Raw genomic sequence first — 11,970 nt, 5'->3', positions numbered from 1 at the left:
GCTCGCCGTCCACAGCCGCGCGCTCCAGCGCGCCCCGTCCACAGGGCGGGTGGCCGCGGCTCGTCCCACGGTCCGCCCCCGGCTTTGCTGGGGCCATGCCAGAGACGACGGCCCAGCCGGGTGACGATCCACGCAGGATCCTGGGGAGGTATGGCGAGGAGCTCGCTGCGAGGTACCTCACCGAGCAGGGGTGGCGGGTGGTGGACCGCAACTGGCGGTGCGCGCACGGCGAGATCGACCTCGTCGCCCGTGACGGCGACTGCCTGGTCTTCTGCGAGGTCAAGACGCGCACGACCGAGCGCTTCGGGGGAGCGATCGAGGCGGTGGACCACCGCAAGGCCGCCCGGCTGCGACGGCTGGTGGCGGCCTGGCTCCAGTGCCACGACGAGCGCGCCGGCCGGGTGCGGATCGACGTCATCGGGATCCTGCGACCGCAGGCGGGGCGGGCCCAGCTGCGGCACCTGGTGGGGGTCGGGTCATGACCTTCGGGCGCACCCGGTCGGTGGCGCTCGAAGGGCTGGTCGGCACGGTGGTGGACGTCGAGGCGCACCGGTCCGGTGGGTTGCCGGCGTTCATGCTGGGTGGGCTCCCGGACGCCGCGTGCGCGCAGTCGCCCAACCGCGTCAAGGCAGCGACGGCGAGCATCGGCCGGTCCCTGGCCCAGGAGCGGTTCACCGTCAACCTGTCGCCCGCCTCGATCCCCAAGAACGGCAGCGGGTTCGACCTGCCGATCGCGGTCGCGGTGCTGGCGGCGCTGGGGCTGGTCCCGGCACCGCGGGTCCGCGAGGTCGTCCACCTCGGAGAGCTCGGGCTGGACGGCACCATCAGGGCGGTGCGGGGCGTCCTGCCCGCGGTGCTCGCGGCCGCCCGTGCCGGCTGCCGCGACGTCGTCGTGCCGGTCGCCAACGCCGCCGAGGCGCGGCTGGTCCCCGAGATCGCGGTGCACGCCGTCGACCACCTGCACGACCTGGTGACCGCCTACGGCGACGGCGGCGACCGCCTGGCGCTCGGGGTCCCCGACACGGCGCCCCGACCGGCGACGCCGCAGGCGCCGGGCCCGGACCTCGCCGACGTCGCCGGTCAGCCCGAGGCCCGCACGGCGCTCGAGCTGGCTGCTGCGGGCGGGCACCACCTGTTCCTGCTCGGGCCGCCCGGCTCGGGGAAGACGATGCTGGCCGAGCGGCTGGTCTCGATCCTGCCGAGGCTGACCCGGGAGCAGTCGATCGACGTCCTGGCGGTGAAGTCCCTGCTCGGCCTCGAGGCCGCCGAGGTCGGGGTCGAGTTCGTGCCACCGTTCATCGCGCCGCACCACAGCGCGACGCAGGCGGCGATCATCGGCGGCGGCAGCGGTGCCGTGCGGCCGGGCTCGATCTCCCAGGCCCACCACGGCGTCCTCTTCCTCGACGAGGCCCCCGAGTTCCGCACCGGCGCGCTCCAGGCGCTGCGGCAGCCGCTGGAGTCGGGGCAGGTCGTCGTGTCCCGGGCGCGGACTGCGGTGCGCTTCCCGGCCCGGTTCCAGCTCGTCATGGCGGCCAACCCCTGCCCGTGCGGTCTGGGGTTCGGGAAGGGGATCGGGTGCACGTGCACCCCGATGGCCAAGCGCGCCTACGTCGCCAAGCTGTCCGGACCCCTGCTGGACCGGGTCGACCTGCAGGTCCAGGTCCCGCCGGTCACCCTCTCCTCGCTCGGCAGCGCGCCGGGGGAGTCCAGCGCGGTGGTCGCCGAGCGGGTGGCCCGGGCCCGGGCGGTGCAGGCCGACCGGTGGCGCGACACGTCGTGGCGGCTCAACAGCCAGGTGCCGGGAGCCTTCCTGCGCCGAGGTCCGCGCCGGCTGCCCCGGTCGATCACCACCGACCTCGACCGAGCCCTCGACCGCGGCCACCTCACCCTCCGCGGCTACGACCGCGTGCTGCGCCTGGGCTGGACGGTGGCCGACCTGGCCGGTCGACCGAGCCCGACCCGCGACGACCTCGGCACGGCCCTCACGCTGCGCAACCAGGGACCGGTGGCGGCATGAGTCCGCTCGCGCTCGCCGGGATCCCGTCCGGGGATCGAGCGGCCCGTCTCGCCTGGGCCCGCCTCGTCGAGCCGGGCGACCCGGCTGCCGCGAGGCTGATCTCGGCGGTGGGCGCCGAGGCCGCGCTGCACGGGGTGGATCCCTCGAGCACCCTGGGTCAGCAGATGGCGGTGCGGGTGCCGGACCTCGACGTCGAGCGCGACCTCGAGATCGCGGCCGCCCTGGGCGCCCGCATCGTCGTGCCCGACGACGACGAGTGGCCGACGGGGCTCGACCTCCTCGCCAACCCGCCGTTCTGCCTGTGGGTCCGGGGTCCGGTGCAGCTGGACGAGGTGTGCGAGCGCAGCGTGTCCGTGGTTGGCGCCAGGGCGGCGTCGGGGTACGGCCTGCACCAGGCCAAGGAGATCTCGGCCGGACTGGCCGAGCGCGGCTGGACGGTGGTCTCGGGTGCTGCGTACGGCATCGACGGCGCGGCCCACGAGGGGGCCCTGGCCGTCGACGGGGTGACCGTCGCGGTCGTCGCGGGCGGCGTGGACCGGCCGTACCCCGCCGGGCACGCCGGACTGCTGGCCCGGGTCGCCGACGCCGGAGCCGTCGTCAGCGAGGTGCCACCGGGTTCGGCTCCGACCCGCTGGCGGTTCCTCAGCCGCAACCGCGTGATCGCGACGATGAGCCGGGGCACCGTCGTGGTGGAGGCGGGGCTGCGTTCGGGTTCGCGCAACACGGCGAAGACCGCCCTGGAGCACCAGCGCGTGGTCTGTGCGGTACCCGGGCCGGTGACGTCAGCGGTGTCGGCCGGGTGCCACGTGCTCATCCGCGACGGCGCCCTGCTCGTCACCGACACGGCCGAGGTGCTCGAGGCGGTGGGTCCGATCGGGGAGCTCGCGCCGGTGAAGCGCGGCCGGCAGGACCCGGGCGACGACCTCGACCCCTCCCACCGGGTGGTCCTGGCCGCACTGCGGGTGGGTAGTTCCACCACGCCGAGCAGGCTGGCCAGGCTCTGCGGGATGAGCGAGGGCGAGGTCGTCGGTGCGCTGGGGGTGCTCGGGCTCACCCGGCTCGTGAGCCACGACGAGGACGGGTACCGCCGCGTGCCTCGTCGCGCACGCGCGTAGTGGTGGAGCGTCCGGCGGGGTGGCGGCTTGTGCACGGCGTGGGCCTTTGCGACGGTGGCGACGTGGAAAAGGCACAGGGGGTGGACGACGTGGACGCCTGGGCGGAGGCCGTCGCCTCCTTCGAGCGCCACCTGCGCAGCGAGCGCGGGCGCTCGGAGCACACCGTGCGGGCCTATCTCGGCGATGTCCGCACCCTCGTCCGCTTCCTCGGGGAGGCCGGCATCGACGGCCCCGCGGACGTCACCTTGAAGGACCTGAGGGCGTGGTTGGCGGCGCAGGCGCAGGCGGGGGCGGCCAGGGCCACGATCGCGCGCCGGTCGGCGGCCGCTCGCACCTTCCTCGGGTGGGCGACCCGGACCGGCCGGATCGCGCTCGACCCCTCGTTGCGCCTTGCGGCACCCAAGCGCGGGGGCCACCTGCCCGAGGTCCTGCGCCAGGCCGATGCCACCGCGCTGCTCGACATCGCGGCCGTGGCCAGTGACGACCAGGACGCGCTGCACCTGCGCGACCGCGCCGCCCTCGAGCTGCTCTACGCCAGCGGGATCCGCGTGGGTGAGCTCACTGCCCTCGACGTCGACGACGTCGACCTGGACAGGGGAGTCGTCCGGGTCATGGGCAAGGGCGGCAAGGAACGCACCGTGCCGTTCGGGGCCCCCGCCCGAGACGCCGTGGTGGCCTGGCTGGAGCTCGGCCGACCCCAGGTGGTGACGCAGGACAGCGGCCCCGCCCTGCTGCTCGGCCGCCGAGGTCGCCGGGCCGACCCCCGTCAGATCCGTTCCGCGGTGCACACGTTGTTGGCCCACGTGCCGGATGCGCCCGACGTGGGCCCGCACGGGCTGCGGCACAGCGCGGCGACGCACCTGCTCGAGGGCGGCGCCGACCTGCGGCTCGTGCAGGAGCTGCTCGGGCACGCGTCCCTGGCCACGACGCAGATCTACACCCACGTGTCGGTCGACCGCCTCAAGCAGTCCTACCGCCAGGCCCATCCGCGCGCATGAGGACGACCGAGTCGAGGTTCACCCCTTCGGCCCGCTCGGGCGTGCCGTCCCACCCCGCGGAGCGTGCAGGGGCGACAATGGTGTCCCGTCGTGACCTGCCACCCCACCAGGTGGCGCCCCTGCCACCGATCCCCCAGGAGAGGTCCGGACCGAGCACGTGAGCACCCCAGGCCCGGCCGCCCAGCGGCCCAGCAGCCACCGTCGGCGCGCCAGCCGGAAGGTGCGGCTGCGGCGCACCCTCGCAGGGACGATCGCCCTGGTCCTGGTCGGCAGCATCGCCTACCGTCAGCTGACCAAGGACGACCCCGCTCCCGTCCAGGCGGTCAAGGCCTCGGCGTCCGCTCCGTCCACGACGCGCGCCACCGCGAAGCCGTCGACCACCACGACCAGCTCCGAGGACGGGTCCCCGTCGACGGAGACCACGGCACCCGACGCCAAGTCCGTCCCGCAGCACGGCACCGGCGCCATCACCGTCGTCCCCGTGCCGGCCGTCAAGCCGGCCACCTCCGGCCGCACCGTGCGCTACACCGTCGAGATCGAGGGTGGCCTCGGCGTGGACCCGACGACGGTCGCGGCGACGATCCAGTCGGTCCTGCTGGACAGCCGCGGTTGGCAGAAGGTCGACGGCATCAGGTTCGTCAACGTCACCCCTGCAGAGGCCAAGCAGGGCGCTCATGTCGACATCCGCGTGACGCTGGCCAGTCCCGGCCTCACCGACAAGCTCTGCGCGCCGATGCAGACGCTGTCGCAGGTGTCCTGCTGGAACGGCGAGCGGTCCGTCCTCAACTTGCGGCGCTGGGTCCTCGGCGACGACAGCTACGGCACCGACGTCGCCCGGTACCGCGAGTACCAGGTCAACCACGAGGTCGGCCACGGGCTCGGTCACCAGCACCGCAGCTGCCCCGCGAAGGGCGACCGGGCTCCCGTCATGGTCCAGCAGACGTTGAGCCTGCAGGGCTGCACACCCTGGCCGTACCCCAGCGGCGCCTGACGCCGACGCCCCGGCCGACTCACCTCAGCGGCAGCAGCCTGACGCGGGCGGCGCCCAGCAAGGTCATCGGGTCGAGGTAGCGGGTCCCCCGCAGGGCACCCAGGTGCAGGCAGGTGGAGGGAAGGCAGTGCCCTCCTGCCGAGACCGTGCCGATCACCTGGCCCCGGCCGACCTCGTCACCGACGGCGACGCCCGGGTCCACGGGTTCGTAGGTGGAGCGCAGACCCGACCGGTGCAGCACCGTCACGGTCCCGCGTCCCGCGACCACCCCCACGTGCGCGACGACGCCGGCGTCGACGGCGCGCACGGCACTGCCCTGCGAGCTGGTCAGGTCGACTCCCCGGTGACCGGCTCCCCAGGTCGTCGCGGGCCGCACGAAGGGTCGTGCGACGCTCGGGCGGGGCGTCAGGGGCCACATCCACCGACCCCGAGGAGCCACCTGCGGGACGGGCCCGTCGCCGGTGGGCGCGGCGAGCGCGGCGTGGGTGTCGTGCACGGGTGGTGCGGGCGCGCCGCCTGTCGCCACCTGCGGTGGCTCCACGGACGTGCGGGCAGGAGCGACCACGGTCGACACGGTCGTGACGGCGAGGGCCGCGGCCGCGGCAAGCAGCAGGACGGAGGCGAGCGATCTCATGCCCTCGACCGTGCGCGCCGCAGGCGGGGACGGCCAGCACCGTCCGGCCGGCTTGTGGACGCGGGGCGGACGCACGGCCCGCCTGTGGACGGCTGCCCGGTTCCCGCAGGGCCGCGAGCGGCTGCCCGGTTCCCGCAGGACCGCGAGCGGCTGCCCGGTTCCCGCAGGACCGCGAGCGGCTGACCGGTTCCCGCAGGACCGCGAGCGGCTGCTCGGTCCCGCAGCGCCGGGGGCGGCCGCTCAGTCCCGCAGGGCCGCGAGCCGCCGGACCGCTTCTGCCAGCACCTCGTCCCGCTTGCAGAACGCGAACCGCACCAACGTCCGGGCGGCCGCCACGTCATCGTGGAACACCGAGACCGGGACACCCACGACCCCGGCCCGTGCGGGCAGCTCGCGGCAGAACGCCAGGGCGTCGGTGGCCCCCAGCGGTGCCGCATCGGCCACGACGAAGTACGTCCCGTCCGGCACGGACACCTCGAGCCCGGCTCCCCGCAACCCCGCCACGAGCAGGTCGCGCTTGGCCTCCAGCGAGCCGGACAACGCGGCATACACCTCGTCGCCGAGGGCGAGGGCGACGGCGGCGGCCGGCTGGAAGGGACCCGAGCCGACGAAGGTGAGGAACTGCTTGACCGTCCGCACCGCCGCCACCGCCTGCGCCGGACCGGACACCCAGCCGACCTTCCAGCCCGTGGCCGAGAACGTCTTGCCCGCCGAGGAGATCGTCAGCGTGCGCTCGCGCATGCCCGGCAACGTCGCCACCGGGACGTGCGCCGCGTCCCCGAACACGAGGTGCTCGTAGACCTCGTCGGTGACGACCCACGCGTCGAACTCCCTTGCCAGGGAACAGATCAGGTCGAGCTCGGCCCGGGTGAAGACCTTGCCGGTCGGGTTGTGCGGGGTGTTGAGCAGGACCAGCCGCGTCCGTGGCGAGAACGCGGCGCGCAGCGACGCCTCGTCGACGGCGAAGTCCGGGAACCGGAGCACGGAGGTACGGCGCACCGCTCCCGCGAGGGCGATCGACGCGGCGTACGAGTCGTAGTAGGGCTCGAAGGTGACCACCTCGTCGCCCACCTCGCACAGCGCCAGGATGGTGGCGGCGATCGCCTCGGTCGCACCGACGGTGACGAGCACCTCCGAGCGCGGGTCGACCTCGAGGCCGTAGAACCGGGACTGGTGCGCCGCCACGGCGTCGAGCAGCTCGGGGACGCCGGGGCCGGGCGGGTACTGGTTGCGCCCGCCGTCGATGGCGGCCTTGGCGGCGTCGAGCATCTCGCGCGGACCGTCGGTGTCGGGGAAGCCCTGCCCGAGGTTCACCGCGCCGTGCTCGGTGGCGAGCGCGGTCATCTCGGCGAAGATCGTGGTCCCGAAACCGTGCATGCGGGCGACGAGGGGAGAAGCCATGCGCCGACGGTATGCCGCCTGCGCCGGGTTCGCAGGCCGCCGCGCGTACCCTGCGGCCATGGCCATCGAACGGCAGCTGTCCACGATCGCCGGGCGCGGGTGGTTCACGACCGGGGGACTGGCCCGGGGCGAGGCGGTCGCGGTGGACGTCGCGGCCCTGAACCACTCGTGCGACCCGACGCTGGCGTGGGCGGCCGACGGCGAGCGCGTCGTGGCCTTCCGCGACGTCGATCCGGGGGAGGAGCTCACCCTGGACTACGCGACGGGCTCGACCGACCCCGAGATGGTCGTGCGCTGCCACTGCGAGACCTACCGCTGCCGCCAGCTCGTCACCGGCGACGACTGGCGCATCCCCCAGGTGCAGCGGCGCTACGCCGGCCACCTGGCCCCGGTGGTCCAGCGGGCGGTCGACGCCACGGCCTGAGCCGGTTCAGTCCTCGGTCGCCTCGACGGGTGCCTGCCCGGACGCCGGCTCCGACCGTGCGCCGTCGACGTGGGCGATGTGGTCGAGCTGGCGCCACACGGCGAGCAGCGTGACCCCGGCGCCCACGAACGCGAACCAGAACGGTGCTGCCGCCCCGAAGTGCCGGGCGATGAGGCCACCGAGCAGCTGCCCGACGAGCAGCCCCACGATCAGGCCCAGCCAGTACACGCTCCCCACGCGGCCCTGCAGCTCGTTGGGGGTGGCGCGCTGCCGGACCGCCGAGGAGAGCGACCCCCAGACGAACGCGTACGCACCGAAGACGACCATGACCACCATCGCGACCCAGGCCACGGTGGTCAGGGCCAGTGCGAGGTGGGTGAGCACCTCGAGGGCGAGGCAGATCTTCATGAGCCGGGCCAGCGGCACCCTCGCCTCGAGCCGGTCGTAGAGCAGGACGGACGTGACCCCACCGATCGCCGAGCACGTCGTGAGCAGGCCGAACCCGACCGCTCCCACACCGAGCCGCTCCTGGGCCCAGTAGACGAGGACGCCCCACGGAGCGCCCCAGGTGACGTTGAAGATGAAGATGATGAGCGTCAGGGTCCGGATGGGGGCGTTCCCCGCGATCCAGCGCAGGCCGTCGAGGATGTCGTGGCCGATGTGCTGCTCCGGGCGGACCGTGTCGTCCTCCCGCGGCAGCCGGACCTTGGTGAAGAGGGCTGCGGAGAACAGCAGGGCGCAGCCCTGGACCCCGAAGGGCACGGCGGAGCCCAGCGCGAAGAGGCTGGCCCCCACGGCCGGACCGATGAACTGGTTGGCCACGAGGAACCCCGACATCTGCCGGGCGTTCCCGATGCCCAGGTCCGCCTTGGGGACGATCATCGGGAGCACGGCCCGCCACCCGGTGTCGGCGAACAGCTCGGCCACGCCCACGGCGAACAGCGTCACCAGGAGCAGGGTGATCGACACCGTGCCGGTCGCGATCGTCGCAGCCAGGACCGCGAGCACGACCACGCGCACGAGGTTGGCCGCCAGCACGAGCCGCCGCCGGTCGACGCGGTCGGCGACGGCGCCGGCATACAGGCCGAGCAGGAGGGTCGGGAGGTTCTGCACCATCGCCGCGGCGGCGATGAGGCTGGGGTCGCGGGTCAGCGAGGCGACGAGCAGGGGCCCGGCGGCCAGGGCGATGCCGTCCCCCAGCTGGCCGACCCACGACGACGCGAGGTTCCAGCGGAACGGGACGCCCATCCGCGCAGGTGCGACCCACTCACCGAGGCGGGACAGGAGGGGAGCCACAAGTCGGGCACCCTACGCCGGGCGGGGCGCGTCGTCGCCCCCATTTCCCCCGTGTCACCGGGCGACGCGGGCCAGGAAAGGGCCGGGACCGGGCCGGGGACCGGGCCGGGGCGGTGGATTTCTCGATCACCCCGCCCAGCACGTACGATGGACGACGGTCACCGTGTGCTCGCACGCGGAGGCCTAATTCGCGCGTCTTCTCGCCGGGTGACGAGGTTTCCTCCGAACCCGGGGCGCACCACAGCAGTCCGGCCAGGGTGCCGGTGGGGTGCGGCCAGACGCCAGGCAGGACCACGCCCCCATGGCGGGTCCGACGAAACTGACAACGACACATAGGAGACACGGCATGGCCGTCGTTACCATGCGCCAGCTCCTCGAGAGCGGCGTCCACTTCGGGCACCAGACCCGTCGCTGGAACCCCAAGATGAAGCGCTTCATCATGACCGAGCGCAACGGCATCTACATCATCGACCTGCAGCAGTCGCTGACGTACATCAACAACGCGTACGAGTTCGTCCGCGAGACCGTCGCCCACGGCGGCTCCATCCTCTTCGTCGGCACGAAGAAGCAGGCCCAGGAGCCCATCGCCGAGCAGGCGACCCGCGTCGGCATGCCGTACGTCAACCACCGCTGGCTCGGTGGCATGCTCACCAACTTCAACACGATCTCCAAGCGCCTCACGCGCCTCAAGGAGCTCGAGGAGCTGGACTACGACAACGTCGCGGCCTCCGGCTTCACGAAGAAGGAGCTCCTGATCTTCAAGCGCGAGCGCGACAAGCTCGAGAAGACCCTGGGCGGCATCCGCAACATGGCCAAGGTCCCCTCGGCCGTGTGGATCGTCGACACCAAGAAGGAGCACCTCGCGGTCGACGAGGCGCGCAAGCTCGGCCTGCCGGTCATCGCGATCCTCGACACCAACTGCGACCCCGACGAGGTCGACTACAAGATCCCCGGCAACGACGACGCGATCCGCTCCGTCACGCTGCTGACCCGCGTCATCGCCGACGCCGTGGCCGACGGCCTCATGTCCCGCTCCGCCGGCAAGTCCGGCGAGCAGGCCGAGGGTGTCGTCGCGACCGACGAGCCGCTGGCCGAGTGGGAGCGCGAGCTCCTCGGTGGCGACGCCGCCAAGACCGCTGACGCGGTGGCCCCCGAGGCCGGCGAGACCGCTGCCGCGGACGCTCCCGAGGCTGCAGCTGCCGAGACGACCGAGGCGCCCGTCGCCGAGGCCACCGAGGCGCCTGCCGCCGAGGCGACCGACGCTGCTGCCGAGGCTCCGGCCGAGGCCGACGCCGACGCCAAGGCCTGAGCACTCGTCCCACCGACCGCACTGCTGACAGAGAAGAGCTGAGAAACACACATGGCGAACTACACCGCCGCTGACATCAAGGCGCTGCGTGAGTCCACCGGCGCCGGCATGCTCGACGTCAAGAAGGCCCTCGACGAGGCTGACGGCGACCGTGCCAAGGCCACCGAGATCCTTCGGGTGAAGGGCCAGAAGGGCGTCACCAAGCGCGAGGGGCGCACCGCGTCCAACGGGCTGGTCACGGCCCGCTCCGGCGCCGGCACGGGCACCCTCGTGGAGGTCCTCTGCGAGACGGACTTCGTCGCCAAGGGTGAGAAGTTCATCGCCCTCGCCGACCAGGTCCTCACGCAGGCCGTGGCGTCCGGCGTCTCCGACGCGGACGCTCTGCTCGCGAGCAGCCTCGAGGACGGTCGTACCGTCAAGCAGCTGCTCGACGACGCGAACGCGACCATCGGCGAGAAGATCGAGGTCAAGCGCGTGGCCCGCGTCGAGGCCCCGGTCGTCGTGTCGTACCTGCACAAGACCAGCCCCGACCTGCCCGCGCAGATCGGTGTCCTCGTCGGCGCCGACGGTGGCGACGAGCAGGTCGTCCGCGACGTCGCGATGCACGTCGCGGCGTTCAGCCCCACGGTGCTCAGCCGCGACGAGGTCGACCCGACCACCGTCGAGAACGAGCGTCGCGTGGCCGAGGCCACGGCGAAGGAGGAGGGCAAGCCCGAGGCCGCCCTCCCGAAGATCGTCGAGGGTCGCGTCAACGGCTTCTTCAAGGAGAACGTCCTGCTCGAGCAGCCGTTCGCCAAGGACGCCAAGAAGACCGTCGCCAAGGTGCTCGAGGAGGCCGGCGCGACCGCGACGTCGTTCGCCCGCTTCCGCGTCGGCAGCTGACACCCGCTCCACCCGGGCCCCTCAGGCCCACCGCAGTTCACGAGGCCCGTCCCCTTCGGGGGGCGGGCCTCGCGCGTGGGCGGCCTAGGGCGCGTGCCCGGGCGGATGGCGCGTGCGCGGCCCGGGTCCGCGGCATACTGAGGTATGTGGAGAGCACGCAGGACCACCGCGAAGGCGCCACGCACCCGTGAACCGCGGGACTTCACGCACTTGCCGGAGCGTGTCCCGCCGGAGGAGATGACGACGACCCAGGACGTCGACCCCGGTCCGGACCCGCGGGGCGGGCGCGACACCGAGACCGAGTTCATGCTCAGGAACGCCGGGTTCTGACCAACCAGGGTTGCAGGAGCCGGGTGACCTGCGGCAGCACGAGGTAGGTCATGACCGGGGTGAGCAGCAGGGTCATGAACAGGACCCGCAGCGCCAGCGGCCACGCGTGCGTCAACGGCACCAGCAGCCACGTGAACAGCAGGTTGGTCGGGAAGAACGCCGTCCAGATCGTCACGGCCTGCTTCCAGCGAGGGGGTGCAGGGGGCACGGGGTCGCCCGCGTCGTCCGCGGGGCGGTGCTGGGGTTCGTCGAACCAGCCCTCGATGCCGGTGCGGTGCTCCACGCGGGTGTGCTGCACGAGGTCCTGGGCCGAGCGCAACCACATGGTGCGCTCGCGTGACTCCTCCCAGAGCAGCAGGCTCGCGCGGGAGTCGAAGCGGTAGAGCATGTGCCACTCACGCGACCCGGGGCCGGGCCGCAGCCAGCCGGTGCCGAGGAATCCCGGGAAGTTCTGCGCGAGCGAGGTCCCGGCCTCGACCCACGCCTGCATGAGCTGCTCGTCCTCCGGACGGACCCGCCGGGTGATGGCGACGGTGACCGGCGGGTCGTCGCGGAGGGTGTCGGGCATCGAGG

General features: G+C 73.3%; 12 protein-coding genes. 8 read left to right on the top strand and 4 right to left on the bottom strand.

Annotation, left to right across the window (positions count from 1 at the left end):
- Positions 1–95: 95 nt before the first annotated feature.
- From ASC58_RS01925 to ASC58_RS01905, 5 genes are all read left to right on the top strand, one after another.
- Complete coding sequence (locus tag ASC58_RS01925) at positions 96–482, top strand: YraN family protein (RefSeq protein WP_056915141.1); 387 nt, start codon at positions 96–98, stop codon at positions 480–482.
- The gene (locus tag ASC58_RS01920; RefSeq protein ID WP_056918198.1) at positions 479–2,017 is read left to right on the top strand and encodes a YifB family Mg chelatase-like AAA ATPase; all 1,539 of its coding nucleotides are present in this window, start codon (positions 479–481) and stop codon (positions 2,015–2,017) included. The genes ASC58_RS01925 and ASC58_RS01920 overlap by 4 nt, the downstream gene beginning before the upstream one ends.
- Positions 2,014–3,132, top strand: coding sequence for a DNA-processing protein DprA (gene dprA / locus ASC58_RS01915; RefSeq protein WP_056918197.1), 1,119 nt, complete (start codon positions 2,014–2,016; stop codon positions 3,130–3,132). Before ASC58_RS01920 ends, dprA begins: the two co-directional genes overlap by 4 nt.
- A 62-nt stretch (positions 3,133–3,194) precedes the next feature.
- Positions 3,195–4,130 carry a tyrosine recombinase XerC gene (locus ASC58_RS01910; RefSeq protein ID WP_235529051.1) on the top strand — a complete coding sequence of 312 codons (936 nt, stop codon included), beginning with the start codon at positions 3,195–3,197 and terminating at the stop codon, positions 4,128–4,130.
- Positions 4,131–4,287: 157 nt separating this feature from the next.
- Positions 4,288–5,121, top strand: a complete 834-nt coding sequence (locus ASC58_RS01905) for a DUF3152 domain-containing protein (RefSeq protein ID WP_056915127.1) — start codon at positions 4,288–4,290, stop codon at positions 5,119–5,121.
- Between the two features lie 19 nt (positions 5,122–5,140).
- On the opposite strand, the gene ASC58_RS21475 is transcribed toward ASC58_RS01905, so the two are convergent.
- Both ASC58_RS21475 and ASC58_RS01895 read right to left on the bottom strand, forming a co-directional pair.
- Positions 5,141–5,755, bottom strand: coding sequence for a M23 family metallopeptidase (locus ASC58_RS21475; protein WP_235529050.1), 615 nt, complete (start codon positions 5,753–5,755; stop codon positions 5,141–5,143).
- Positions 5,756–5,995: 240 nt separating this feature from the next.
- Positions 5,996–7,156, bottom strand: a complete 1,161-nt coding sequence (locus tag ASC58_RS01895; protein ID WP_082552842.1) for a pyridoxal phosphate-dependent aminotransferase — start codon at positions 7,154–7,156, stop codon at positions 5,996–5,998.
- Positions 7,157–7,214: 58 nt separating this feature from the next.
- On the opposite strand from ASC58_RS01895, the gene ASC58_RS01890 reads away from it, so the two are divergent.
- Positions 7,215–7,580: an SET domain-containing protein-lysine N-methyltransferase gene (locus ASC58_RS01890; protein WP_162246807.1), complete on the top strand. Its 366-nt coding sequence runs from the start codon at positions 7,215–7,217 to the stop codon at positions 7,578–7,580.
- 6 nt (positions 7,581–7,586) lie between these two features.
- Here the strand turns inward: ASC58_RS01890 and ASC58_RS01885 are convergent, their stop codons facing one another.
- Positions 7,587–8,876 carry an MFS transporter gene (locus ASC58_RS01885; RefSeq protein WP_157598331.1) on the bottom strand — a complete coding sequence of 430 codons (1,290 nt, stop codon included), beginning with the start codon at positions 8,874–8,876 and terminating at the stop codon, positions 7,587–7,589.
- Between the two features lie 346 nt (positions 8,877–9,222).
- Here ASC58_RS01885 and rpsB point away from each other — a divergent pair, with 346 nt between their 5' ends.
- Both rpsB and tsf read left to right on the top strand, forming a co-directional pair.
- Entirely contained in the window at positions 9,223–10,185 is a 963-nt protein-coding gene (rpsB, locus tag ASC58_RS01880; protein ID WP_056915124.1) for a 30S ribosomal protein S2, read from the top strand.
- Positions 10,186–10,236: 51 nt separating this feature from the next.
- Positions 10,237–11,067: a translation elongation factor Ts gene (gene tsf / locus ASC58_RS01875; protein WP_056918195.1), complete on the top strand. Its 831-nt coding sequence runs from the start codon at positions 10,237–10,239 to the stop codon at positions 11,065–11,067.
- A gap of 310 nt (positions 11,068–11,377) precedes the next feature.
- Here the strand turns inward: tsf and ASC58_RS01870 are convergent, their stop codons facing one another.
- Positions 11,378–11,965: an antibiotic biosynthesis monooxygenase gene (locus ASC58_RS01870; RefSeq protein ID WP_056915122.1), complete on the bottom strand. Its 588-nt coding sequence runs from the start codon at positions 11,963–11,965 to the stop codon at positions 11,378–11,380.
- Positions 11,966–11,970 lie beyond the last annotated feature (5 nt).

This window comes from Phycicoccus sp. Root101 (assembly GCF_001426245.1).
Classification (GTDB): Bacteria; Actinomycetota; Actinomycetes; order Actinomycetales; family Dermatophilaceae; genus Pedococcus.
Note: the sequence above shows the minus strand (reverse complement) of the source record. Positions and strands in the feature narration are given on the sequence as shown.